The sequence below is a fragment of the Luteolibacter luteus genome (genome assembly GCF_012913485.1).
Classification (GTDB): domain Bacteria; phylum Verrucomicrobiota; class Verrucomicrobiia; order Verrucomicrobiales; family Akkermansiaceae; genus Haloferula; species Haloferula lutea.
Genome location: NZ_CP051774.1, coordinates 6,296,728 through 6,323,240, shown reverse-complemented (window position 1 = coordinate 6,323,240; position 26,513 = coordinate 6,296,728). Strand labels below are relative to the sequence as shown.

At 62.3% G+C, this 26,513-nt stretch carries 17 protein-coding genes; 2 read left to right on the top strand and 15 right to left on the bottom strand.

Translation table 11 applies throughout. The features are described from left to right. The first annotated feature begins 716 nt into the window (after positions 1-716). The gene (locus HHL09_RS25970) at positions 717-1,412 is read left to right on the top strand and encodes an NAD-dependent deacylase (RefSeq protein WP_169457565.1); all 696 of its coding nucleotides are present in this window, start codon (positions 717-719) and stop codon (positions 1,410-1,412) included. Between the two features lie 26 nt (positions 1,413-1,438). On the opposite strand, the gene HHL09_RS25965 is transcribed toward HHL09_RS25970, so the two are convergent. From HHL09_RS25965 to HHL09_RS25955, 3 genes are all read right to left on the bottom strand, one after another. Continuing rightward, positions 1,439-1,996 carry a hypothetical protein gene (locus HHL09_RS25965; protein ID WP_169457564.1) on the bottom strand — a complete coding sequence of 186 codons (558 nt, stop codon included), beginning with the start codon at positions 1,994-1,996 and terminating at the stop codon, positions 1,439-1,441. Positions 1,997-2,256: 260 nt separating this feature from the next. Continuing rightward, positions 2,257-2,514, bottom strand: a complete 258-nt coding sequence (locus tag HHL09_RS25960) for a hypothetical protein (protein WP_169457563.1) — start codon at positions 2,512-2,514, stop codon at positions 2,257-2,259. Between the two features lie 783 nt (positions 2,515-3,297). Further along, positions 3,298-4,167, bottom strand: coding sequence for a hypothetical protein (locus HHL09_RS25955; RefSeq protein WP_169457562.1), 870 nt, complete (start codon positions 4,165-4,167; stop codon positions 3,298-3,300). A 180-nt stretch (positions 4,168-4,347) separates the two neighbouring features. Here HHL09_RS25955 and HHL09_RS25950 point away from each other — a divergent pair, with 180 nt between their 5' ends. Further along, the gene (locus HHL09_RS25950; protein WP_169457561.1) at positions 4,348-4,950 is read left to right on the top strand and encodes a class I SAM-dependent methyltransferase; all 603 of its coding nucleotides are present in this window, start codon (positions 4,348-4,350) and stop codon (positions 4,948-4,950) included. Positions 4,951-5,656: 706 nt separating this feature from the next. On the opposite strand, the gene HHL09_RS25945 is transcribed toward HHL09_RS25950, so the two are convergent. From HHL09_RS25945 to HHL09_RS25890, 12 genes are all read right to left on the bottom strand, one after another. Beyond that, complete coding sequence (locus tag HHL09_RS25945) at positions 5,657-7,330, bottom strand: 4-alpha-glucanotransferase (RefSeq protein ID WP_169457560.1); 1,674 nt, start codon at positions 7,328-7,330, stop codon at positions 5,657-5,659. Between the two features lie 141 nt (positions 7,331-7,471). After that, positions 7,472-8,722, bottom strand: a complete 1,251-nt coding sequence (locus tag HHL09_RS25940) for a hypothetical protein (protein ID WP_169457559.1) — start codon at positions 8,720-8,722, stop codon at positions 7,472-7,474. Between the two features lie 1,376 nt (positions 8,723-10,098). Continuing rightward, the gene (locus tag HHL09_RS25935) at positions 10,099-10,767 is read right to left on the bottom strand and encodes a DedA family protein (RefSeq protein ID WP_169457558.1); all 669 of its coding nucleotides are present in this window, start codon (positions 10,765-10,767) and stop codon (positions 10,099-10,101) included. Between the two features lie 6 nt (positions 10,768-10,773). After that, positions 10,774-11,784: an NAD(P)H-dependent glycerol-3-phosphate dehydrogenase gene (locus HHL09_RS25930; RefSeq protein ID WP_169457557.1), complete on the bottom strand. Its 1,011-nt coding sequence runs from the start codon at positions 11,782-11,784 to the stop codon at positions 10,774-10,776. A gap of 38 nt (positions 11,785-11,822) precedes the next feature. Beyond that, positions 11,823-12,533 carry a glycerol-3-phosphate 1-O-acyltransferase PlsY gene (gene plsY, locus HHL09_RS25925; RefSeq protein WP_169457877.1) on the bottom strand — a complete coding sequence of 237 codons (711 nt, stop codon included), beginning with the start codon at positions 12,531-12,533 and terminating at the stop codon, positions 11,823-11,825. A gap of 312 nt (positions 12,534-12,845) precedes the next feature. After that, the gene (locus HHL09_RS25920; RefSeq protein WP_169457556.1) at positions 12,846-16,337 is read right to left on the bottom strand and encodes a hypothetical protein; all 3,492 of its coding nucleotides are present in this window, start codon (positions 16,335-16,337) and stop codon (positions 12,846-12,848) included. 86 nt (positions 16,338-16,423) lie between these two features. Next, a complete protein-coding gene (locus HHL09_RS25915) occupies positions 16,424-19,189 on the bottom strand; it encodes a hypothetical protein (protein WP_169457555.1) in 2,766 nt (921 codons plus the stop codon). Between the two features lie 618 nt (positions 19,190-19,807). After that, entirely contained in the window at positions 19,808-20,422 is a 615-nt protein-coding gene (locus HHL09_RS25910; protein WP_169457554.1) for a peptidylprolyl isomerase, read from the bottom strand. A 52-nt stretch (positions 20,423-20,474) separates the two neighbouring features. After that, complete coding sequence (locus HHL09_RS25905; protein WP_169457553.1) at positions 20,475-22,895, bottom strand: BatD family protein; 2,421 nt, start codon at positions 22,893-22,895, stop codon at positions 20,475-20,477. 16 nt (positions 22,896-22,911) lie between these two features. Next, positions 22,912-24,999: a VWA domain-containing protein gene (locus HHL09_RS25900; protein WP_169457552.1), complete on the bottom strand. Its 2,088-nt coding sequence runs from the start codon at positions 24,997-24,999 to the stop codon at positions 22,912-22,914. Next, positions 24,996-25,997: a VWA domain-containing protein gene (locus HHL09_RS25895; protein ID WP_169457551.1), complete on the bottom strand. Its 1,002-nt coding sequence runs from the start codon at positions 25,995-25,997 to the stop codon at positions 24,996-24,998. Before HHL09_RS25895 ends, HHL09_RS25900 begins: the two co-directional genes overlap by 4 nt. Continuing rightward, positions 25,994-26,512 carry a hypothetical protein gene (locus tag HHL09_RS25890; protein WP_169457550.1) on the bottom strand — a complete coding sequence of 173 codons (519 nt, stop codon included), beginning with the start codon at positions 26,510-26,512 and terminating at the stop codon, positions 25,994-25,996. The genes HHL09_RS25895 and HHL09_RS25890 overlap by 4 nt, the downstream gene beginning before the upstream one ends. Between the last annotated feature and the right edge of the window lies 1 nt (position 26,513).

The following is a 26,513-nucleotide window of genomic DNA, read 5'->3' as shown; positions in this document are numbered from 1 at the left end:
GTGAAAGGAAAGTGGGTGAATGATGTGATATGTATGAATCAAGTAGTGAACGCGTTTGGATTCACGAAGATGGGGGTGTAGCGGGTAGCTCGCAAACCCGCCTCCGATGCTCCGCAGGAGCGGTCACGATAAAATGTAGCGTCGCTCTATGAGCGTCGGAAGATCGCGGCATTGGCCGCATCGGGGGATTTTCTCCAAACGCTTGCGTCCAAAGCCCCGGAGGGGCAACAGCCAATAGCCGGTGGTCGAGCGCAGCGAAAACCACCGGTTAGGTTGGAGGAGATATCGAACCCCGGCAGGGGTTCCGGCGCGCGGGAAGCACCTCAAGATCCACCTTCCGCACCTATCGGAAGCCATCCGGGCATCACGGATTCCACGGATTTCATCCGGGCATCGGGGCACATCGCTGGAACCCCGTCCGGGGTTCCATTCTCTGCGTGGGCCAACCGGTGGTTTTCGCTGCGCTCGACCACCGGCTATTGGCTATTTGCCCTCCGGGCAATGAGACCGGACCAGCCAAGCTTGTTAGAAAAGCGCCGCTACATTCTCTCTCGGACCTCACCTGCGGAGCGCGAGCCGGGCATCGAAGAACACGCCTCCCTCCACCCGCACTCATCCACCACCGCCACATCTCATCCTCAGCCCCGCTGCAGATCCTGAACTCCCCAGGGAAAGATTGATTGCCGCTTCCTCACGACAAATGTTTCCTGCGGCCCATGAATATCGTCATCCTCACCGGTGCCGGGATCTCCGCGGAGTCCGGGGTGCCGACTTTCCGCGGCCCGGACGGGCTGTGGGAGGGACATCGCGTGGAGGATGTGGCGACACCGGAAGCCTTCGAGCGCGATCCACAACTGGTCCACCAGTTCTACAATGGACGGCGTGCAAAGTTGTTAGACGGGACCATCCATCCGAACCCCGCGCACAAGGCGCTGGCCCGGCTGGCGATGCTGCGCGCGCATCGCGTGACTTTGGTCAGCCAGAACATCGATGACCTGCACGAGCGCGGCGGATCCCCGGCGGTGCTGCACATGCATGGCGAGCTGCTGAAGAGCCGCTGCACGGAGTGCGAGTCGGTGGCGGTGTGCCGGGAGGACCTGAGCCGTGCCTCGATCTGCGGCGCCTGCGGCGGGATCGATTGCCTGCGACCGCATGTGGTGTGGTTTGGTGAGATGCCATTCTTCCTCGATGAGATCGCGGCGGCGATTTCCACTGCCGATCTGTTTGTGGCCATCGGCACCTCCGGGCTGGTGTATCCGGCAGCGGGCTTCGTCTCCCTGGCGCGGGATGCAGGCGCACGGACCCTGGAGATCAATCTGGAAGCAAGCGCGGCCAGCGGCGTGTTTCATGAAAGCCGCCGCGGCAAGGCGGGGGACCTGGTGCCGGAGTGGGTGGAGGAAATGACCCGGTGATCTGCGCCGCGGGTCGGCTAGGGATCTCACTCCGTCACATGCAGCCTCACGCCGGACAAGGGGATGGTGTCGCTCGTGAGCGGCTCGTGGGTATACTCGTAGATGAATGCAGACATGGAGACCTTATAATCTCCCGGCTCCAAGCGGTAGGATTTACCCAGATCGACCTGCCAGTGATAGCTTTCCCCCAGCTTGAGATTGTCCATTCGCATCGAGCCCCCGCGGATGAATGACGGCTGCTCCCGCACGGGCGGCACCACGCGGCCCTGTGAATCTTCGATCGCGATCCCGAGTTCGCCTGCCCCTCCCAAGATCGCCACGCTGACCAAAGCGGAACGCCCGTTCGTCAGCGTGACCGACATGGGCATGGGCCCGCCTTTTTTGACCGAAGAAGCAGTCTCCGCTTCCAGCGTCATGCCGTCCTCGGTGTTAGCGTGGTAGAGGGAAGCCGGCGCTTCTTTCTCGGGGTAGCTGAGAGGCTCCTTCCGCTCGTGCTCGCGCTCGCATCCGCAGACCACCACGGCGGTCATTGACGCCGCCAGCAAGGCGGGCACGCGTCGGATCGGACCGGTCTGCTGCTTCATTCCTTTGATCGGAGTTCGGCACAGGTCTCCGGGTGCTGTCAATCTGTCTGCTCAGCGCATCCGAGGAAGGAGAAGAAAATGCGGGTGCGGCCCGGCCTGTAACCCCCCGATGTCCCTACCGTGGGAGACGGGGCCGCACCCTTGCGAGGTCGCTTTCACGACCACGCCACTTGTCTCGACACACCGAAACAAAGTGTCATCGGCCCCTGGTGATGGATGGGGCCTGAAAGGAAAAGAAAACGGGAAGGATCGGAGATGATTCAGCGGCGCCGGCGCAGCAGCAGGCAGAAGCCGAACAAGGACATCCCGAGATGAACCAGAGAGGGCTCGGGAACCGGTGCGGCTTCCGGGGTCTGGACCGTGCTATGGGAAGTGATCCCGGCTGTAGCACCAGCACCGGCGCCGGACAGGCGGTCGCGCGGCTCATCCGCAGCCGGACAGGCGAGCACGCCGAAAAACAGCGCCGCCGACGCGGATGCGGGCAGAAAGGGGGAAACAGGAGGTCTGAAGACGAACATGAGGGGTGGGTAACAGCTGGGGTGGGGCGACCTTGCGCAAATACCCGCATGACACGTGCCAGACAGGGCGAATGTTTTGGATCTATTGACTATCAGACGTCTCGGGGAAATGGCATGGAAAGGGGTCAGGGAAGCAGGCATGAAAAGCCTTCAGGGCTTCGCAAGACTTGCAGGATTCAAACAGGAGGAATTGCAGGGTCTGCGGGAGCCTAGGCAAGGCTCGTAGGGGAGGAACGCGTCTCCCATCACGCTTCACCGGAGCGATCCGAAAGAAATGTAGCGTCGGTCTATGACCGTCGCAAACTCGCGGCACGAGCCGCATCGGGAGATCATCGATTCTCTAACAAGTTCAACTGATCCGGTCTGATTGCCCGGAGGGCAAATAGCCAATAGCCGGTGGTCGAGCGCAGCGAAAACCACCGGTTGGATCGGAAGTGACATCGAACCCCGGTAGGGGTTCCGGCGCGCGGGAAGTCACCTCAAAATCCACCTTCCGCACCTACCCGGAAGCCGTCTGGGCATCACCGGCTCCACAAACTTCATCGGGGCATCAGGGCGCATCGCTGGAACCCCATCCGGGGTTCCATTCACACTCCATCTCTACCGGTGGTTTTCGCTGCGCTCGACCACCGGCTATTGGCTATGGCCCCTCCGGGGCTTTGGACGCAAGCGTTTGGAGAAAATCCCCCGATGCGGCCCGTGCCGCCAATCACCGACGCTCATAGAGCGCCGCTACATTTTCTCCTGACCGCTCCTGCGGAGCCCGACGCTCACCCTTCGCCGCTACTTCTCCCGCAGCCTTCTCCCCAGCGCTTCGGCCAGACGCGGGGTGTCCAGGTCTTCCGGGAGGAGCCAGTCCGGCAGCTTGGGATGCCAGAAGGGTTCATAGAGGCAGACATTCCCGCCGATGATCCCGCCGAGGTAGCTGAAGGTGCTCTTCGCGACGAAAAGCACATCGCTGCTGACGAAGTGATGGAAGGTTTCGAAGACATCGTCATCAAGGTGCAACTGTGCGCCGAGATCGGTGAAGGCCTGGAAGCTCCCGGGATCACCTTGGGAAAAGAGGCGGATCTTCACGCGGTCCGGACCGATGGCAGCGATGACCTTCTTCAACCGCTCCAGCACGATGTCATCGCCGGTGAAGCGCTCGGAAAAGCGGCCGGTCGAGCCGACATCGCCGCGGCGCAGGTGGACGGCCACCTGGACCTGGCCGGTGCCGTAGCCCGCGAGCTGGGGTTTTTGGGAGAAGAAATAGCGCTCGCGAAGCAGCGGGGCGATCCCGGCCCATGCTTCCGGATGGTGGTCGGTGACCTTGTGGCAATGCGCGACCACCTGCAGGCAGCGGGAGCGCGGGAGGAAGCGGTGCGGCTTTGGCACCGGGCGGATCGGGAAGCCGCGGGCCTCGATCTCGGCCGCGGACGGCTCACCGGTGCCCAGATTGAAAAAGCCCTCCCAGGCCCGGGACCAGTCCGCCGCGCTTATTCCTTCCGGCGCGTGGGCGACCTCCGCGACCGGGCTGTGCGCATAGGTGAGGCCGCGCAGGCGGGCCAAGATCATGGCGGAAATCCGCGCCGAGATCTGCGCCCCGCCGCCATCGTCACGATCGCGGCAGGTGATGAAGCTTTCCTTCGGGCGGAGGAAGGGGATGTGCACGCAGGGAGGGAAGGGTAGAACGGGGAGAATGACGAATGCCGAATTCCAAAATTCCCGCAGCGAAAACGGGCTGCGGGAGGGGCAGGGGAGCCCGGCTTTTCCGGCGTCCGGCATTCCAGATCAAGGGGATGGGAAAATCCGCTTGGACACCGCCTTTTCCCTGCCTAGCCTTGCCCGCCCATGGCTTCCTGGTTCAAGCAGCTCAAAGAGAAACGGAAATTCAAAAAGTGGATCGAGAACGGTCGCCCCGACCCGCCGCCGCCGCTTGCGAAGCGTGACATGCTGCTGGATTACAAGGCCCGCTTCGGCCTGGACGTGCTGGTGGAGACCGGCACATTCAAGGGCGATACGGTGGAGGCCATGCGCAAGGAGTTCCGCAAGGTTTACTCGATCGAGCTTTCCGAGAAGTTCCACCAGGAGGCGAAGAAGCGCTTCTCCGGGGTGTCGAACGTGGATCTGCGCCAGGGCGACAGCGGAAAGGTGATGCCGGAAGTCGTCTCCGAACTGAAGGCCCCGACGCTCTTCTGGCTGGATGGCCACTACTCCGGTGGCGACACCGCCCAAGGCGACCTGAATTGCCCGGTGTGGGGTGAGCTCGAAGCGATCTTTTCCTCATCCATGACCCAGCCCTTCGTGGTGCTGATCGATGACGCGCGCTGCTTCCGCCACGTCGGAGCGGTGGATTACCCCGCCGTGTCCGATATCCAGAAGTGGGTCGAAGACCGCCGCCCCGACCTCGCGCTGGAAGTAGCGATGGATTGCATCCGCATCGCCCCGAAGTAAACGGGGAATGCCACCCATCACGCTCCTCCGGAGCGGGTCCGAGAGAAAATGTAGCGTCGGTCTATGACCGTCGCAAACTCGCGGCACGAGCCGCATCGGGGGGATCATCAATCCGCCATTCAAAGGCAGGGACAAGCGCCCCCGCTTGTCCGCGAATGGTCCCTTGTAGCTGGGCCGCAGCTAACAAGTCCCAGCCGATCCGGCCTGATTGCCCGGAGGGCATGCAGCCAATAGCCGGTGGTCGAGCGCAGCGAAAACCACCGGTTGGATCGGAAGTGACATCGAACCCCGGCAGGGGTTCCGGCGCGCGGGAAGTCACCTCGATATCCCCGATCCGCACTTACCAGGGAACTCCTTCGGCATCACGGATTCCACGAATTCCATCCGGGCATCGGGGCGCATCGCTGGAACCCCATCCGCGGTTCCATTCCCTGCGTGGACCTACCGGTGGTTCTCGCTACGCTCGACCACCGGCTATTGGCTATTTGCCCTCCGGGCAATGAGATCCCTCCACAGTCGAACTTGTTAGAAAATCGACAATCCCCCGATGCAGCCCATGCCACCAACCCCGACGCTCATAAAGCACCGCTACATTTCTGTTAGACCACTCTTCCAGCCCCCGCCTCGGCATTCCTGCCTTTCAAATTTCGCGCTCTTTCGCGCCCTTTCGCGGTGAAATCCAAATGCACCCTTGCCCCCCCAATCACTACCTCCCGCACTTCGCCAGCAAGGGCCGGAGCTTCTTCAGTTCCCTCAGCGCCACGGCTTCCATTTCCTCCGGCAGGCGGAAGCTCCAGTTGTGAGGACCCACGGTGCCGGGTGAATTCAGCCGGTCCGTGAGATCGCAGAGATCCGTGATCATGAAGGCGGCATAGCGCGAGCGCGAGGAAAGCAGCGCTTCTAACAGAGCCGCCTTCACCTCCGGTCCATAGGGCAGGCTCTCCTTGATGCCGGCGAATTCCGCCATCAGCCGGAGATACTCCGCGGCTTGCTCCTGCTCATCCACATCCGCCTCGGGATCGGTATCGGCGATGATGCGGTGGAAATTCGACCACAGCGCCGGGAGCGAATCGTGATCGTGCGTCGAGTAGGTGGCGAAGGAACACTCCGGGAATTCCTCCGGCGGGATCACGTGGCCCTCGTCATCGAAGTCCCACTGCGGAATGCGGAAGCCGGCGACATCCAGCGAGGCCAGGTGCGGGCGCACGTAGTCCGGCACGCTGCCCAGATCCTCGCCGACCACCGCGGAGCTCCCTGCGGCAGCGATCGCCATGCGCAGGCGCACATCGCCATCGGCACGGTTCAGCGCCTTGTTCTCCGGCGTGTCGTCCGGTCGCGGTGCCCACCCGGGAAGAAGCCCGCCGGTGAGCTTTGCCGCCTGCTTCTCGGTAAGAGGCAGGAACTCCGCATTCCGCTGCGGCTGCCAGGGAAAGGAGTAGATGCGGTAGAAGCCCAGGACGTGATCGATCCGGAAGATGTGGAAAATCCCGGTGAGCTTCGCGATGCGCTGGCGCCACCATGGGAAGCCCTGCTCCTGCATGCGGTCCCAGCGGTAAAGCGGGATTCCCCAGTTTTGCCCCCACTTCTGGATGAAGAGATCATGCTTGAAGACCGTTTCCGGCGGCGCACCACCGCACCAGGCGAGATCGAAATCCTCCCGGCCGAAGAAGACATCCGCGGAGTAGCGGCTCACGCCGATGGGGATGTCTCCCATGAGCTTCACGCCCTTGTTGTCGGCATGATCGCGCACGGCCTGCCATTGGCGGAAGCAGAGCCACTGGATCCACGCGTAGAACTCCAGGCGATCGAGCACGCCCGCCTTGTCCTCGCGGTGGCGTTTTTCCAGGTGGGCCAGCGCCCCCTCCACGCTGCGGCGTTCCTCCGGCCAGTAGTCCCATGCTTCGCTGCCGCCGGCCTCATCCATCAACCAACGATAAACGCAGTAGTTCTCCAGCCACGCCGACTCCTGGCGGCGGAAGCGGTAGAACGCCACATCGCCCTTGCCGGCCTGGAAGCGCTTCCATGCCTTCTCCAGCAGCGCCCGCTTCACCTTGCGGACCGCGGCGTAGTCCACCTTCGTGGCGACCAGCGCTTCGTCGAGCTCGATGCGGGCATTGGGCAGATCGCTCTCTTCCAAGCCCGGGATATCCTGCGGCGAAAAGCTCAGGTAAAGCGGCTCGAGCGCCACCGAGGAAATGGCATTGTACGGGCTGTCATCGCCGCCGGTTTCATTCAGCGGCAGCAGCTGGAGGAAGCCGATGCCGTTCGCCGCGCAGTGATCGATCCAGATTCGCATCGCGCGGGTATCGCCGATGCCGAGATCCCCCTCGCGGCGCGGGGAAAAGGCGGGAAGGAGGAGACCTGCGAGACGCTCTGCCATGGGAGGATGGTGAAGGTGGGGCGCTGGACGATCCAGCACGAAGCACCAGAGCAGGGCGAGTGCCGAATTCTCGGGAAGCGGGAAGCGGCTTCTGAGAACGGCGTTGCCGTCCCAAAAGCACCACACCACCTTCCGCCCCCCTCACTCGTCCGCCTTCCAAATATCCCGGATCTTGTCTTCCTGGTTCGAGCCCTCCGGGGTGGCCGGGGAAGGGCGGTTGATGGAATACCACCGGCGCTTGTCCGTTGCCCCGGCGAGGCAGCGCATCCCGGGCATCTGCACGTAGCCCGCGGGATCATTCTTCCTCACCCAGTCCCACGCGTATCCCAGCCACTCGTTCCGAGCGCTTTCCGGCTGCTGGGAAAACCAGGTGATCTCATCCCATCCCCAGACCCAGTGGACGCCTTGGCCCGCTTCGCCGGGTTTATTACTACGACCATAGTTGTCGAACTCGACCAGGTAGGGCAGGTGCTCGCAGGTCCATCCGCTGGGGGTGATGCCGCCCTTGCTGCGGCCGTAGAGCGCATCCTTATAGCCGATCCTCAGTTGGGCCTCGCGGGGCTTCTCCGGGATCTCCTCGATGCGGAGCGGGAAGGAGTGGAAATCGTAAAGCAGCTTCCCGTCCTTCACCAGACCGCCATGCGGCACGTGGGCATCGCAGACCAGGAAATGGCGGCGTGCCTTCTTCTTCGCATGGGCGCGGGCGCGCTCGACCACCTCCGACCAATGCACCAGATCGGGATCATTCCCATTCATCAGCTCCGCCTGGCCGAAGTGGATCGCCTCGCAGCCGATATCGATGTAGGAAGCGGCGAGGTAGTGGAACCACAGCTTCGTTTCCGGGCGGCTGACATCCGGGACGCAGGTGCCCTTGCCCCATTGGTCGAGGAAGCGGCCATTGGCATAGCGGATCTCATCGAAGCGGAAGTTCCGCTCTTCCACCGGCATGCCCAGCGCCTCAAAGGCCCAGGCAGGCACCGCCAGTTGATCGATGTCCTTTGAGACGATCTCGAAAATGCAGGCCTGGAGAATCAGATCCGGATCCTGGGCGTGGATCTTCGCGGCCTTCGCCTTTGCCTCCTCCAGCCGCTTCGGCAGCGCGGGCTCGCCGCCCTGTTCGCGGCCCCAATTGTGGACCGCACGGCCGGCGAATTTCACCCCGGTGCTTTTTAACATCCGCAGGTTGTCGTCGAAATCCCCGCCGCCGGTGAGCAGATACATCAGCGTCATCGAGCGGGAGAGGTAGCTGCGCAGCGTCTCCTCCGACATCGAGCCATCGAATTCGTAATCGCGCGCCTGCAGCGGAGCCGGATGGAGGGCGGCGAGGAGGAGCAGGGAAAGGACGGAACTGCGCATCGCGAAGATGCGGCGGAAAGAGGAGGAGGCTTTCATCGGAAGCGGTCCCGGGTTTGTCATGATCCGATCCCCGGAGAGTCTGGGAGGATCGGTCCGCCCGATTTCATCCGGGAAAAGGGTTCGGCCCCTTTTATGGGGACAGAAAAGCCGGGAAAAGGGTCAGGGAAGATCCTCTGTCGAGGCTCCGCAGGAGCGGTCAGGGAAAAATGTAGCGTCGCTCTATGAGCGTCGCAAACTCGCGGCATCAGCCGCATCGGGGGATCATCGATGCGGGGTGTTGCCGCAAAGCGGTCAGGGAAAAATGTAGCGGTGCTCTATGAGCGTCGGAAGATCGCGGCACGGGCCGCATCGGGGGATCATCGATGCGGGGTGTTGCCGCAAAGCGGTCAGGGAAAAATGTAGCGTCGGTCTATGACCGTCGGAAGATCGCGGCATGGGCCGCATCGGGGGATCATCGATGCGGGGTGTTGCCGCGAAGCGGTCAGGGAAAATGTAGCGTCGCTCTATGAGCGTCGGAAGATCGCGGCACGGGCCGCATCGATCGATCATCAATCCGTCATTCAAAGGTCCGCGAGCGGTCCCCACATTCCTACGTCGCCCATTCCCATGCCCCGGAGGGGCCACAGCCAATAGCCGGTGGTCGAGCGTAGCGAAAACCACCGGTAGGATCGGAAGCGATATCGAACCCCGGCAGGGGTTCCGGCGCGCGGGAAGTCACCTCAAGATCCACCTTCATCCGGGCATCGGGGCGCATCGCTGGAACCCCATCCGGGGTTCAATTTCATGCGTGGACCTACCGGTGGTTTTCGCTACGCTCGACCACCGGCTATTGGCTGCATGCCCTCCGGGCAATCAGACCGGACCAGCGTGAACCTGTTAGCTGCGGCCCGGCTCCAAGGGACCCATCCGCGGACAAGCGAGGGCGCTTCTCCCTACCTTTTTCCCACCCCCCGTATCCGCCCACTTTCTCATGCCCCAAAGGGGCAAACGTCGATAGCCCGGGGTAAGCGCGAAGCGCACAGCCCCGGGGATGGCCGGATATCCATTCGTGCCCTGAAGGGGCACACGGAGGATGGCAATTTCACCCATCCCCGCGAAAGCGAAGCCTCCAACAGCTCGCTTGTCCCTACCTTCGAATGACGAATCGACGATCCCCCGATGCGGCCGATGCCGCCAGTCACCGACGCTCGTAGAGCGCCGCTACATTTTATCCCGACCGCTCCTGCGGAGCGCAGGAGATGACCATGGGACCTCTTCAACCGCTCCCCAAAGCCTTCACACCAACCCTGTCTCCCTCTCCCTTGCCTTTCAAATTTCGCGTCCTTTCGCGGATTTCGCGGTGAAAAACAAAGGCCACGATCAACATAAAGAGCCATCCACAGATGCTCCTCATCTCTTCCACCGACACATCCTCACTCCGCCTCGCCGGCGGCGTGAGCGGCCTCCTGGCGGGACTTCAGCTTGGCGCGCACGAATTCCCAGACCACCGGCAGCAGCGAGAAGCCGATGATGCCCAGCACCACGAGCTCGAAGTTCTTCTGCACGATCGGGATGGTCCCGAAGAACCAGCCGGCGGGAAGAATCAGCACCACCCAGAGGATCGCACCCACCACGTTGAAGTGCATGAAGCGGCGGTAATCCATCTCCCCGGAACCGGCGACGAAAGGCGCGAAGGTCCGCACGATCGGCACGAAGCGGGCAAGGATGATCGTTTTCCCGCCATAGCGGACGAAGAACTCGTTCGTCTTCGCGATGTGCGAAGGCTTCACGATCTTCGGGAAGGTCCGCATCGTCCAGGCACCGAACTTACGGCCGATCCAGTAGTTCACCGTATCCCCGAGGATCGCGGCCACGAGCATGATGCCACCGGCGATCCAGATATTCAGCCCGGAACCCGGCGTGGCGGCGATGGCACCGACGGCGAAAAGCAGGGAGTCCCCCGGCAGGAAAGGAGTCACCACCAGGCCCGTCTCGCAGAAGATGATCAGGAAAAGCAGCCCGTACACCAGCGGCCCGTGGGCCTTGGTGAATTCCATCAGGTGCTCCTGGATGTGCAGGATGAAATCGATCGCTTCCTTCATGGCTCGTCAGTCGTTCTCCGGTCGGGGGTCTCGGTTCAGCAACTCGTGCAGGGCTCGGGCCGCAGGCATGCCACGGTAGAGAATCGCGTGGACCGCATCGATGATCGGCGTCCGCACGCCGACCCGCTGCGCGGTCTCGTGGATGGAGAGGGTATTCGGCACGCCCTCCGCGACCATGCCCAGGGAGGAGGTCGCTTCTTCCAAGGTCTTCCCCGCACCGAGCGCCAGGCCCACGCGGTGATTCCGCGAGTGCTTGGAAAAGCAGGTGGCGATGAGATCGCCCACACCGGAGAGCCCGGCGAAAGTTTCCACCCGGCCACCCAGGCAGGTGCCCAGGCGCGTCATCTCCGCCAGCGCGCGGGTCACCAGTGCGGCGATGGCATTGTCACCGAGGCCGAGGCCCGCGGCGATGCCGGCTGCGATCGCATACACGTTCTTGATCGCACCACCGAGCTCGATCCCCGCGAGGTCATCGCTGGTATAGCTGCGGAAGTGCGGCGTGGTGAAAAGCTCCTGGAGGCGGCGCGCCAGCACCTCGTCCCGCGTGCCGATCACGGCGCAGGTCGCCAGGCAGGCCGCGATTTCCTCCGCGTGGTTCGGCCCGGAAAGCACGGCCACCGGATTCTCCGGCAGCTGCTCCACCAGGATCTCGCTCATCCGCTCGCCGGTATTCCGCTCGATGCCCTTCGCGCAGGAAAGGATCACCGCATCGGTCGGCAGGCCGGACTGCGCCAGCGCGGCCGCGCTTTCACGCGTGGCGGCGGTGGGCACGCAGAAGAGCACCAGCGGATGCGCCGCGGCATTCGACAGAGCGGTGCTGGCATGGATGTTCGGCGGCAGCTCGATCCCCGCGAGGTAGCGTGAGTTGTGCCGCGTTTCATTGATGCTCTCCGCCACCGCTTCATCGCGCCCGATCATCTCGACGCGCTCCAGCTTCTGCGAAAGCAGCCGGGCAAGCGCGGTGCCGAAGGATCCGGTTCCGAGGATGGCGGCGGAGGAAAAGGGGATGTCGGGCATGTGTCCGGCAGCAGGAAAAAAGGGATGCGGGATGGAACTCAGGAAACGGCTTTCTTCTTCCGCTCGAAGCGGGATTCGGTCCCTTCCATCAGGCGCTTGATATTCGTCCGGTGTTTCCAGATCGCAAGGACCGCGATCACCACCGAGAAGATGAAGAGCGGCTTGTTCCACTCGCCGCTGGCCAGCTTGCCATGGCGCCAGGAACCGTAGATCACCACGAAGGGCAGCAGCGCCGCCGCTCCGATGGAAGCCACCGAGACATAGCGGCTGATCAGGAAAATCAGCAGCCAGGCCACGATCAGCACCGGCACCACCAGCGGCGCCAGCGCGATGAGCACCCCGGCGGAAGTGGCGATGCCCTTGCCGCCCTTGAAGCCGACCCACGGCGAATAATTGTGCCCCAGGATCGAGCAAAGCCCGGCCACCACATGGAGCGTCTGCGCCTTCCACTGGTCTGCCAGCGGGAAGACATAGCCCTGATCCAGAAGCCCGTGGAAGGTGAAGGCCGTGTTTTGTCCCTCGAAGCGGATCAGCGTGATTGCCAGCAAGGTCGGGATAAAGCCCTTCAGGGCATCCAGAATCAGGCAGGTGATCCCGTGTTTCTTTCCGACCACCCGGAGCACATTCGTGGCCCCGATGTTACCGGAGCCATGCTGGCGGATGTCGATCCCCTTCATCCGGGCGATGAAGAGACCGAAAGGGATCGAACCGAGCAGGAAAGCGAGAAGCGGACAGAGCCAAAGCTGCATGTGCGGGCTTGAGTAGAGGAATCGGCGCACGATGTCACCCCCCGGGAATGGAAATTAGCACTCATCGGATTCTAATTTTAAACGACAGTTCACGGGGGCATAGAGAGAGGAGGGCGGGGGACCCCGCGCCGGCCTCACCTCTTGGTCGGCTGCGCTGGCTATCGATTGATTGCCAAACGGCGGGAAGCTGGAGGGGGAATCAGCAGTATCCCAGCCAGCTTCGGCCGGTCAGGAGACGTCCCCGCTCGAAAAGGAAAAGCCGCGCGGACCCTCTCGATCCGCGCGGCTGTGAGCTATCTTGTTTCCCGCCGCTTATTCCGGCAGAATGACGTCGAAGTCAGGGACGTATCGGATATCATGAATGCGTCTATTCCATTCTGGATGGATGTTGGTAGCATACGGCTCGGCTACGTTGGATGTGGAATAGACCCGATCGATCGTCCAATTTGTGTTTGGTGGAAGTGAAGTGGCCGCTTTCACTTGCCAAGACCAGTCGAGACGGCTTAGCGGGACCCATTTCGATTCTGTACCAGGCGCAAGGAACATCTGGTAAAGCTCGAAAGAATCGCGTCTAGTTGTACTCACGAAGCCGGATATATTATGTGACGGGGTGTCCCACGCAAGGGCTGTCCTACTCCATGGTCCTGTGGTGTTGGTTGGTGTCGGTCCACTCAGGTCCGGAATACCCGCCTCATTTTGAGGTGTGTAGATTCTAGGCCAACTCGGGAAGAACGGATAGACGGTATCCAATCCATGGACTCCATTCAAACTGCCCTTGAACCGTATTCCCTGAGAATTCTGACCCCAGACGTCGACCCTACCCGTTTGGATCCAATGCCACTTGCCGGCTGGCCAATCATCGCTAATATCGACATAACCGCTTAGTCCGTTCAATTCGATTCCTCCTACTAAGTCCCCGGTGCTGTAAAGTCCCACGCGGAGGCCTGATATATCACCAGTGTAGAAGTCGATTTCGCCGACGCGTACGTCAATTGGTGCGACGGGCTTTTCCACCTGGATCACCTCCTCGAGTTCCATTGGATTGCCGAGGATCTTGAACTTTGCTTTGACCGGCAAGGCACCACTGCCGGCGAAGTGGAAGTGAACCGAACGGCCCTTCAGATCCTCCCCCGTCAGTTTCGTCAGAGTTGCCCGATTTTGGTTAGCTTCATAGTTCTTGAACGGGTTGCCTTGGCTGATCTCCCAAGTGCAATCGGTCGGCTGACCCAAGCCACTGACATGAGCGACGTCCACCCTCAGGTTCATCTTCTGTCCCGGTAGAGCCTTTCTCAGCTGGCCGGTGAGGAATTGCCAGTTGTCATCGGAGACGTCTTCATCCCGGCGAATGCCGGGGATCAGAGTCGCGTGATGTCCTTGGATCTTGTTCTCATTGCCGGTGTCACCATATTTGGTGAAAACCCCGAGGCGGTTGTCCACGATCCAGTGATCCGCAACCGTGAAGAGGTTTCCAGAGCCAGTCTGGTAAGGGTATGCGCTCTCCTCGGGTTTTCCATCGATCGTCGCTTCCCAGTCATAGTCGGGCTGTGCACCCGGAGTCGCCAGCCAAGCAGGGGAGGTGCCCTGGTGGATGATTGAGATTTCGTAGCGGTTGCCTTTTCTGAGCAGGATGTTCTCTGTCGTTACATCGCCGAATTCGCGGCTTGCCACAGAGAAGGTCCGGCTATCTTGGTCCAGACCCCGGACGTTCAAGCACCACTTCTCGGAGAAGCTTCCACTGGGATCCCCGATCGTGATCGGAACGGAGATGAGGTCCGGCGGGGCTTGGCCATTGTCGCCGCTGTCGTTCGGGTCGGAGCCTTGCTCGACTTCCTCGCCGTCGTTCGTGTTGTCGTTGCCGTTGCCGTCGCTGTTCGCGCGATGCGGATCCGTTCCGTGGCACCACTCCTCGAAGTTATCGAGGCCGTCATTGTCCGGATCGGCGTTCGGTCCTTCGGAACCCACGGAGCTGTCTGGATCCAGTCCATGCCTTGCTTCCCATCCGTCCGGCATCTGGTCACCGTCGCTGTCGAAGAAGGTCGGGTTCGTGCCCTCCAGGAATTCCTCGAGGTTCTCGAATTCATCCTCGTCGAAGTCCTCTTCGCTATCGTCGATGGTCCAGTCGAGCGTCTTCTGGAAGTTGCGGTGATTGGTGTCCGGATCGGCCACGAATCTTCCAAAGGAAGCTTCCCACGCGTCGGGCATCCCATCGCTGTCGCCGTCCCTTGTGTCATCCGGCACTCCTGGCGTGGTCGTAGCATCCCGTGGATCGAGGCCTAGGACAAATTCGTGGATGTTCTTCACTCCATCATTGTCCGTGTCGATATTCTGATTTGCCTCTTGCATGGGGTCGAAACCGTTGTCGATTTCCCAACCATCCGGCATGTTGTCGTAGTCGGAGTCATTGAGCAAGGGGTGGGTCCCCTCTACGAATTCGTCCTCGTTGCTCAGGCCGTCCCCGTCGTAGTCCGCGGTAGCGTCCGCGACTTCCCAGTCGAGGGTGCGCTCGAAGATCTTGTCGTTATTCTCGTCGATGGTAACCCTTACGTAGCTGACTTCCACGCGGTCCAGAATGCCATCACCATCCCGGTCCTTGGTCTTGTCGGAAGTGCCTCCCGTGTTGGCGTTGCGGGGGTTCAGTCCCAGAAGATACTCGTCGAGATTCGAGATGTCGTCGTTGTCGGGATCGCTGGACCAATCGGAACTATTCACCTGCAGGTTATTCGCCAATTCCCACGCGTCCGGCATGCCGTCCTCGTCGGTGTCCTTGGTAACCGGGCTGCTCAGGATGGTGAACTCCTGGAAGTTGGTGAGCCCGTCTCCGTCGTAATCGGCTGTGCTGTCTGCCACATCCCAATCGATTCGCTTCGTGATCACGCTATAGCCCGCCTCTTCATCCCACTGGAGCAAGCCCCAGAAGGCTTCCCAGGCGTCGGTCATGCCGTCTCCGTCGCGGTCCTTGGTGGCATCGGAGGTTCCGGCGGTATTTGCCACGTTAGGATCGAAGCCCAGGACGAATTCATAGACGTTTTTCACCCCCTCTCCGTCCGGGTCTCCATAGGTATTCGTAGTGCCCAGAGGATCGAGGCCGTGTTCGACCTCCCAGCCGTCGGGCAAGCTGTCCCCGTCGGTGTCGGCCAATTCGGGATTGGTTCCGTGCAATACTTCGTCGGCCTGGCCGAGACCGTCTCCATCGAGATCGTCGGTGAGGACCAGGGTTTCAAAGTATAGGGAGAAGACCGCCTTCAACTGTCCTATCGTCACCGACGCCGAGTTCGTCTCCGGGTTCTGGTTGTTCGCCGGATTCCAAGGATAGTACACCTTCGGGAGATTCTCATTGTCCCGGAAGTAGTGCACGTTCTCGGTCAACAGCCCGTTGGCGACGAATTGATCGACGATCCATTCCTCGTTGAGCTTGCCGATGTGCCTGTAGAAGGGCGCGGCCAAGGCCTTCAGGGCTCCGATGGTAAGCGGGGCCTTCTGTGCTTCCAGCCAGGCGGCGTCCGGAGTCGCCGGCCGCACCGGGTAGAAGACGCCTTCTTCGGCGGTTGCACTCGCCTTGTAGAGCTCCGCCGTGATCGCGGTCACGGCAGGATGCCCCGCACCCACCTTGGCGGACAGCGCGGTAAGGGCACTCTGGGCCATCCATTTGCCTTGGCCGGCGCTGGCCATGCCTTTGTTTTCAGCGGGGCTGCCGCTGAGGACAGGCGGACTGCCCGCCGACCACCAGGCCGGGGGAACCGCCTGCACGCTCATCGAGGAGATGAGCAGCGAAACCGTCGATACCCGGGTTAACCAGGATCGCAACGGTGATTTTCTTCCATACATGATACTAGAAATATAGTAGTTTAAAGGATGTTTCGGGGAAGGCTTTTGCCTTTCGCCTCCGGGAATCACTGGTAGATGCCGGGAGAGATGTCGCCCTGTGGTCTTACGATGATCACCTTGCCCTGGAGCTCCGTGTGACCTTCCACTACCAGCGCCTTGCCACCGCTATCGGTGGTGGGAGCCGGGTCTGCCAGTGCCGTCGCGGCGGTGGGAGTTGCGGTGACGGCTGCCTTCCATGCCTTGTTCGTCAGCGTGGTCCGGCCGTTCTTCAGCACGCCCACAGCGTTGGACGCGCCGCTCACGCCGTTGCCGATTTCGAAGAGAGGATCCTCCTCTACCCATGCCGACGCACTGCCGCCGGCCAGGTTATACTGGCCGAAGACGCTCGAAAGGTAGCTGGCCGCGTTGGTCCCCGAACCAGCCGCGAGGGAGAAATCCCCCGACGCGAAGTTTCCCATCCCGAGCGTGGTCGAGCTGAACCCGGCCGACCAGTTGTAAGCACCAAGGGACACGGAAGCCCATCCCGCGGCATTGTTGTTTTCACCCGCCGCAATTGAATTCTGACCGGTTGCCGAGCTCATCCAGCCCAGGGCGACCGAGGCTTCACCGGAGGCTAGGTTCATGTCGCCGAAGGCGGTGGCATAGCTTCCCGATGCCGCGTTGCTGTGCCCCGCGGCGAAGGACGCGGCCCCCGTGGCCGACGTTTGAAGACCGAAGCTTGCGGAGCCTTCACCCGAAGCCGTAGTCACGCCAAAGGCTACCGAGTTCTTGCCGCGTGCCTGGCCAGCATTCCCCGCGAAGGAATTCTCACCGTGGGTCAGACCCGAATTGAAGGCCGCGCTTTGCAAGCCGTTGGCAAAGGCATTCGTGCCGATGGCCACGGTGCCTTCCGCACCGGCGAAGCCTCCCCATGCCAAACTCGGCGTGGAGGTGATGGGGTCCGTGACAATGGTATTCGAAGGAACGGTAATTGCGAAGTTACCGCTCGGCAAACGAGTGTTGCCGATGGGGACGGTATTGCCCACGTAGCCGTGGAAGAGGTAGCCGCCTGGCGACAAGCCATCAAGTGGCACGGCATTGAAACCGTCCGATTTCGAGCCCCCGATCAACCTCGAGCCCGTTACGCTCCCGCTGGTATTCAGTGACACGAAGAATCCATCGCTCTCACCTTGGGCGGTGAGATTGTAAGCGCCGAGGTTCGTGATGCTTCCGGTAACGGTGCCGCTTACCACGATCGAGCCCCAGGCATCCACCTTCAGTTCGGAGGCATAGTCCGAACCGGAACTGCCGATCGCCTTCGACCACTGCACCGCGCCACTGGTGTTCAGCGCCACTACCAAGGCATCATTGCTGCCGGCGGAGGTCTTGTTATGGCTCCCCAAATTGGTCGTGGATCCGGAAAATTGGGCGAGCAGGTAGGCATTGTCGGATGAATCCAAGCCTAGTTTTTGAGTGGTTTCATTCCCGGTGCCGCCGATTGGGGTCGCCCATTGGATGGCTCCGGCGGAGCTGAAGGCCATGGCCCATGCGTCGCTCATGCCGGCACTGGTAAAGTTCTTTGCTCCCAGGCTGGTGGTGGTCCCGCCCGCGCCAGCCACGATCACGTTTCCATTCGAGGCGAAAGCCACATCGCGAGCTCCATCATAGCCGCTTCCGCCAGCCAGAAGGGACCACTGGGCGGTGCCGCTTGAATTGTACTTCACCACGTACGCATCCGTGCCGCCGGAGCTGGTTCGTGTACCGTTTCCGAAGTTGATCGTGCTGCCTTCGGATTCCCCGACGACCGCGACGTTTCCGCTGGCGTCGATAGCCACGCCGTAGGCGTCCTCGCGCAGGGGAGACACGCCATTGGTGATGACCTTCGACCACTGCGGCGTCCCGCTGGAATTCAACACCAGCACGAAGCCATCGATTCCTCCGCTCTGGGCCATGTTTTGCGCTCCCAGGTTCGAGGTCGTCCCGTTCAGCCCGCCAGCGAGGGCGACGGTTCCGGATTCGTTGACTTCGATGGAATTGAGCATCAGTGATCCGGAGGAGAGCTGGATTTGCTTCACCCAGCCCACAGACCCATCGTCCGCGATCTTGATCACCGCGTATTGGCCGTTCGCGGAGTCGTAGGTGACGCTGTCCAAGGTGATGGTCCCGTAGATACTTGCTGCCAGATAGAGATAGCCGTTCTGGGCCGCCGCTGCCGTGACCGACAGACCTGGAGCGCTGTTGAGCTTGGTGATGGCCGTGTAGGAACCTTGGTTCGGATCATAGCCGAAGCCCGTCAGCAGGCTTTGGAGATCCTCCATCTTTGAGGTGTCCAGGGTGCCACCCGTGCCGCCGAAGTCGATGCCGCTGGTGAAGAGCGGCTGGGAAGGGAAGACCGCGCGGCTACCGCTCATCTGCAGCACGGGGCTGCCGCTGGAATTGTAGATACCCGGGTTCGTGCCAGCCAGCTTGATGGCACCGGCGTTCGGCGTCATCGTGATCGATGCCGTACCGCCTGCGGTCGGGTAAAGGTGAATGGCGTTATTCTGGTCCAGCCTCATCTTGTCGCGCAGGGCCGTTCCGGCATTGTCATTCCACGTGAAGACCGCATTCGCCTGCGTCGCATCGAAGGACAGCTCGATGTCCGGGGAAATGAAGTAGCGCAGCTTGCCCGCGACTGCGGAGCTGGAGGTAACACCCCAGCCCAAGTCGCCGGTGGCATCGAGGTTCCCCGTCACCTTGTGGTTTCCAGTCAGGACCGTCTGCGCCTGCAGGGCCGGTGCGGAAATGGTGGCGAGGATCAGGGCGGCTGCCGTCAGGGAGCGGCGCGTGTGGAGGAGTTGTGGTGTGTGCATGCTAGGTGTTTGCAAAATGCGGTCGACCTTAGAGGGGGACGAATCGAGTTGGTCAAACTCAGCCAAAGGCATGTCTGGTTTTGGGATCATTTGTCTGATTTTATGTGTTATCTTCGATGTCTTGTTTGTTGGAGGTGTGGCCTGTTGATATCTGGAACAGGCTCACAGCTTCCAGCGCCCTCGAACTTGCCCCGGATTCGCCCCGCAACCCAGATTCGCCAGTGGTCTCCACTCCGGAATCGACGGGTGTCCCGACCGTGTTTTCCGTAAGTCGATGGAAATAAGCGCAAAATGACAGAGTCTCTTTGCCTGAAATAATGAAGTCGGCCACACGCCCTAGGCCCCCACGGAGCTTCCATACCCCGCGCCTCGCCCGCCAACCGTGCAGTTCTGTTAGGCTTGGTGCCCTGCGATGGGGTGCGCTTGTATTAACCGCTGTCTAACAACTTCCGCTCGATGTATTCAACTTCTTGCCGCTCAGGATATGGGCCTTGCCCCGGCCATGAGTATCACGCCATCGCGCTGCCACCTCGCCACGCGGGCATCAAAAAAGCGCGGGCCCTACCGGGACCGCGCTTTGGAAATGATGGACGGAATTCTTCGTTCCGAAGTCCGGGCTTACTTGCCTTGGGACTTCAGCACCGCGTTCCACTTTTCGATGTTCGCCTTCTGTGCTTCGAAAAGGGCATCCGTGGAGTCCAGGACCTCGATCTTGTTGATCTTGTCGCCGATCGCGATCTTGTCCACGACGTCTTGGCCCTTGGTCACCTCGCCGAAGACCGAGTGCTTGCCATCGAGGTGCGGCGTCGGGACGTGGGTGATGAAGAACTGGCTGCCGTTGGTGCCCGGGCCTGCATTGGCCATGGAGAAGATACCCGGCTTGCTGTGCTTCAGCGAGGGCGCGAACTCATCGCCGAACTTGTAGCCCGGACCGCCGGTGCCATTGCCTGCAGGATCGCCGCCCTGGATCATGAAGCCCGCGATCACGCGGTGGAAAGTCAGGCCATCGTAGTAGCCCTTCTTCGCCAGGTTCAGGAAGTTGGCAGCGGTCATGGGGACCTTCGAGGCGAAGAGGGTGCCTTCGATGTCACCCTTGTTGGTCTTCAAGACCACGCGGATGTCTTTCACGGCAGCCGGCTTGGCGGCTTCGTCCTTCTTGGCTTCCTCCTTCTTCTCTTGAGCGAAGGCGAAGGGCGCAAGCATGGCCAGGGCGAGGATGACTCGTCGTTTCATTGGATGATGTGTGGGTTAGGGAAAAGAGAAAGAATGGGGAAGGGGAGCCGGATCAGGCATTGCCTTCCGAGCCCTGCACCGGGCGGAGCTTCGGCGGCGCAGGCTTGGTTTCGGGCACCAGATGCTCGATGTCAACGAGAGGCACCCAGCCGCGGCTTTCATTCGTGAAGGCCACATAGGCCCAGCCGCCGGAAGTCGTCAGCAGGCGGCAAAGCGAACCCGCAGGTGCATCGATCACGCGCGGTGCAGAGCGGGCGGCATCGGTGCGGACCACGCTGGTATCCGCCACCACCACCACCTGCTGGGCCGCCGGGGCAAAGCGGGCATCATCCGGGAAATAGTACCAACCCAGGGCACCCGCACCCGCGAGCAAGGGCGCGACCACGAAGCCGATGATCGAGGCCAAGCGGACGCCCGCACCCGGACGCGTGGCCGGGAAGATCAGGATGCCGATGGCGATGATCCAGAGGGATGCCCACACGCAGTTCTTCCAGAACTCCAGCGGCAGCCGGGAAATCATGTGCTGGTAGTCCGGACGCGTGATCGTGATCGAGCCGAACTTCCGCTCCAGGAAGCGCAGGTTCTGCCGGGCCTCCGGATGCTGGGCATCCTTCGCCAGCGCACGGCGATAGTAGAGCGCGGCCTCACCGGGCGAGCCCATGCGATACGCCGCATTCCCGATATTGAAGAGCGTGTCCGCGGAGAGTTGCTCGAAGGGACCGCTATCCAGCCAGCCCTTCGCCGCCTCGCTATAGCGACCCTCGCTGTAGAGCTTCGCCGGATCTTCCTGCTGCGCCTGACCGCTCAGCGTGGACAGCGCGAAGAAGAAGGCCACCAGCGGCAAGGCCAAGCGGCGCAGCGCACCCAGCACGCGCTGGCGTTCGCCGCGTTCCAGCTTCGCCTCCGCACGGTCCTGGCGGAAACACACATCATCCCGCTTCGAGAGCACTTCCATGATCACCGGGTCCTGGCGGTCGCCCAGCCAGCGCTCCACGAAGTGGCCCACGCTGCGGTAGAAGACACCATTCTGGTCCGGCGTGCGCTCGAGCTCGCGCCACTCGCGGCGGCGGGCGATCTCATCCGGATCCTTCTTCATCCGCGGAGCCAGCCGCTGCTTGAAGATCACAAAGAGCAGGGCCGCCACACCCAGCCCCGGCAGGATCTGCCAGAGCCACAGCGGCAGCGGCTTGCGATCGCCTAACAGGCCCGCGGCGGGATTCACGATGCTCAGGATATCCGTCATCTCTTCGATCGGAATGGCAGCGGCTTGCGGCGCACTCGCCAAGGGGCCGGCATTTGTCGATGGCATCACAGTCAGCGGGATCGCTTCGGAGAGCACCGTCTCATAGGCTTCCTTCGCGGGATCGAAATACACCAGGCGGAAGGGCGGCACGGACTGCTGCAGCCGCAGCGGCCGCATGAACTGGCGGTACTCCACCTGGCCCCACATCTCGCGGCGCTCTTCGCCACGCTCCGTCGCGGAGGCATCATAGAGCTTCCAGCCATCCGCACTCAGCGGTGCCGGCGGCTTCATCGTATCGAGATTGCCGATGCCGGTGACCGTCATGTCCATGCTCACCGGGTCGCCCTCGCGCAGGTTCGTCTCCGAGACATTCACGCCGATCTCGAATTGCCCGATCGCGTTCTCGAAGCCCTCCGGCGCACCCGGCGGCAGCGGCTTCGAGTCAAATTGGATCGCCGGGACATTCACCGTCAGCGGCTGATAGACGGCGCGCCCGAAGTTCTCCGGGGAGCGCTGGATCGTCTGCAAGCGCACCGTGGCCGCACCCAGCGTGGAAGCACCCTCACGGTTCGTGGACATCGTGCTGGGATAGCTCACCGCGTAGTAATTCCGCGCCAGCAGGCTCGCCCGGCCGAGGCGGGGCTGCGGCTGGAAGCGCCACGTGGAAAGCCCGTCGCGCTCGAATTCCGGGATGCCCCAGTCTTCCACCTGCTGGTCGGCAGGGAAGTAGAGCTTGATCTCCACCGGCTGCTTTTCACCCACGAAAGGCGTGCCCTTGATCGCGTGAAAGGCGGCGGAATAAAGCACGTCCCGGCCGCCGATGCTGGCCTTGTACATCTTCAGCTCCTTTTCATCGATGACCCGCAGGTCGATCGGCGGCGTGCGGCGCTTCTCGCCGTTGAAGTCCACCTCGATGGAAGGGATCGTGTAGTTGCCCGCGGTATAGCTGGAGATCACATAGGGCACCACCAGCTCCATGCGGCGGCCCTGGCTATAGCGGCGCTGGGCACCCATGCCGAGCGGGCGGACGTCCAGTTTCTCGACCTCCGGGATCTGCGGCATGGCGTCTAGATCGGCATCGCCAGGCATCACCAGGTCCAATACCGCCTGCTCGCCCCGGATGATGAAGCGGCTGCTGATATTGGCATCCACGAAGGGTGCTGCGGAAATCGTCTCCGCGGGGATGGCCAAGGCCATCGCCGCCAGAAGGGTTGAAAGCAATCGATTCACGGTTCTGAATTGAAATTTACCAGTCTTTCTCCGGTTGGCGATATTCGGCGCGGCGGGGTCCGATGACTCCTTTTTCGAAGTCCGCATTTTCGCGCAGGATGCGGCGGGCCGCGTCTTCCGGGGTCTCGCCCTCTTTCTGTTTCTTGTCACCGGCGTCCTTGCCCTCGCCGTCTTTCTTGTCGCTCGGGTTGTCGCCACCCTCGCCGTCCTGTTGCTTGTCGTCGTCGCCGCCCGAGCCGTCTTTCTTCTCCTCGCCCTTGTCGCCCTTGCCCTCGCCGGGTTGGTCGCCCTTTTCACCCTCGCCTTGCTGGTCTCCCTCGCCATCGCCTTCGGGCTGCTTGCCTTCGCCCTTGCCTTGTCCGGGCATCGGCATCGGCTGGATCTGCTGGGCGTTCTCGCCGACTTCGTTGAGGATCTCTTCCAGGCGCTTGAGATACTTCACCGTCAGCGCCCGGTTATGCTTCGCCAGCTCCGAGCCGGAGTCATAGCGCAACGCGGTGTCGAAGTGCTTCACGGCATCCACCCAGTCGGTGAGCGTGGTGTCGAAGCGATTGAAGCCATTCGTCTCGCCGCTGTCCGGGGTGCTCTCTTGCATCCACTCGGAAAGGGCCTCGCGGACCATGCCGTCAAAGGCCGCCATCTGTGAAGGCTGGTCGCCCTTGTCCTTCTGGTCGAAGAGGCCGAGGATGGAGTCCACGATCTTCTTGAAGGGGTTTGGCTTCGCCTTGCCCTCTTCCTTCTTCGCCACTTCCGGGTAGGCTTGGCCGGCGGAAAGGGACTTCCAGCCAGTGCCGAAAAGAACGGTGCCCATTCCATGGTGGGCTGCGGCGCGGACCTGCGGATCCTGCGAACGCAGCGCCTCGCTGAAGGCATGGCGGGCTTTCTCCAGATCCTTCTGGCGGTAGAGGGCATTTCCCTGCGCCAGCCGGAAACGGAAGCCGCGCTCCCGGTCCTCCGACTTGTCCGCCAGGCTGCCGAAAAGCTCCGCCGCCTGATCGTTCCTGCCCTCCTTCAGCGCCAGCTTCGCGTCATCCTCGGTATCCGCACGCAGCGGCTGCGGGGTGAGCGCGATCAGGGCTGCGGCTGCCGCTGCCGCCGTGCTGGCCGGACCAAGCGCGCGCCAGCGGGTGCCGGCGATGATGGAGGCGATGAGCATGATGATGCCGGGGAAGATGAACCACTGGTAGTATTCCACGGGCACGAAGCGTTCGCGCCCTTCGATTTCAAATTGCTCCAGGTCGGAAATGGCGGTCTTCACCATGTCCGGGATGTTCGCGGCGGAGGTGGCCACGGCGAAGCGTCCACCCGTTTCGGATGCCAGCTTCTTCAGGCCCGCGGTATTGATGCCGCTGCGCACCGGGCGGTTGCTGTCGTCACGGTGGCGACCATCCGGGAAGTCCTTGTTCGGCACGAAATCACCCTGCTCGGTGCCGACGGCGATGGCGAAGATATAGACGCCGGAGCGCTTCGCCTCCGCGGCGAGCTCGCTCATGCGGCCCAGGGTTTCATCGCCATCCGTCAGCAGGATCAGCGCGTTCTCCTTCTGGCCGGTCTCCTTCAGCGTCTTGATGGAAAGCTCCAGCGCGCGCTTCACATTCGAGCCGCCCACCGGGATGAAATCCATGTCGAGCTGCTGGATCGTCTCACGCACCGCGGCGTGATCCACCGTCAGCGGGGCAAAGGGATAGGGCTCGCCGGCGAAGCCGATCAGGCCGATGCGATCCGTAGGCAGCGCCTCGATCAATTCGTAGCAGAGCGTCTTCGCCTGCGTCAGGCGGTCCGGCTTCAGGTCCGTCACCAGCATGCTGCGGGACAGGTCCAGGGCCAGCAGCACGTTCCGGCCGCGGGTCATCTCGGTCTCGGACCCCTTCGTGGTCTGCGGGCGGGCCATGCCGATCGCCAGCAGGACCACGGCCAGCATCAGGAAGCCGAAGGAAAGCCAGCGGGGCACCGGGCTGCCGCGGCGCAGCAGCTTGGCACGCAGGCGCGGCGCCGCGAAGGCAGACCACTGCTTGCGGCGCAGGCGCGAGGTGATGATCGCCCCGGCGACAAAGAAGGGGACCAGGAGCAGCAGGGCCAGCCAGGCGGGTTCGGCGAGCTTCATGGCGCGGGCGGAGGGTTGAGGGCCAGGATAAAGGCGGCGGCCAGCGCGGCCAGCACCGCGGCCCCGGCGAACCATGGGAAGAGCTCTTCATCCTCGATCACCGTGCGGGACACGGTCTCGGATTTCTCCAGCTCGTCGATCGACTTGAAAGTGCGCTGCAGGCTCTCGACGTTCTGCGCCCAGTAGTGTTCGCCACCGGTCAGGGCCGCGATCTTCCGCAGGGTCGGCAGGTCGAATTCCTGGCGGGCGAAGCGCTGGATGCTGCTATCCACGCGGCCCTGCTCCGTGCCGACGGCCACGGTGTAGATCTTGATGCCGAGCTTCTTCGCATTCTCCGCCGCTTCGATCGGGGAGATCTTCCCGGAGTTCGAGGCCCCGTCCGTGATCAGCACGATGATCTTGCTCTTCGCATCCCGCGAATCGAGCCGGCTGGAAGAGGCGGCGATGGCGGAGCCGATCGCGGTGCCCATTTCCTTCAGGATATTCAGGTTCACCTGGCGGAAGCTGTGCAGCAGCCAATCGTGATCCAGCGTGATCGGGCTCACCGAATACGGCCGGCCGGAATAAATCACCATGCCGATGCGGTCGTCCGGGCGGCTCTCGATGAACTTGTTCACCACCTCCTTCGCCGCATCGATCCGCGGCAGCGGCCGGCCATCGGGCGTGCGGAAGTCATCGATGCCCATGGACAGCGAGACGTCGAAGGCGATCACGATGTCGATGCCGCTGGCGGTCTTCGATTGGTATTCATTCCGCCACACCGGGCGGGCCATCGCGAAGATCGCAGGCACCAGCGCTAGGATGGCCAGCGGCAGGCCGAAATTGAAGGCGGAGCGGCGGACCTTCGCCCCCAGGCTGACCAGTACGGAAAGGGTGGAAAAGGTGAGGGCGGCTTCCGCGCCGCGGCCCCGGCGCAGCACGAAAAGCAGCGCGCAGGGGATCAGCAGCAGGAGCCACTGCGGCTGGGCGAAGGTGAAATGTTCCAGGAATTCCCTCATGCGGGTTGGTACTGGTGGAGACGGTCGAGCAGTTGCCGCGCCGTAGAGAAAAGCGTCGCGGGATCCCCATTTGCCTCGCGACCATACTTCAATCGGGCGAGATGGGAAAATCCTTCGGTAGTGTCCCGGCGCAGCTCCTCGGGATACTTGGCCAGAGATTCGTGGCGGCCCACGAATTCCTCATGCGTTTCAAAAAGTGCCGGATCCCCGGAAACCACCGCCAGGTAGCGGCGCAGGGCGATCGAGACCCGCGTGGCCGCCTCCTGCATCGTGTCGGTGCCGGGGCCTTCCAGCTCGGCGATCGCGCGGCGGTAGGCTTCATCCCGGACTTTCCGGGGATCGACCATGCCCACCGGCTTCTGCCTGCGGATGAGATACCAGATCAGGATGCCTAGGAAGAGGGTGCCGGAGGCGATGAAGAACCACGCCCACACGGGCAGGCTGGAGTCGGGCAGCAGCGGCTCCGCCGGAACCAGGTCCCGGAGCACGAGTGCGTCGTCAGGAGTTTGCTTCATG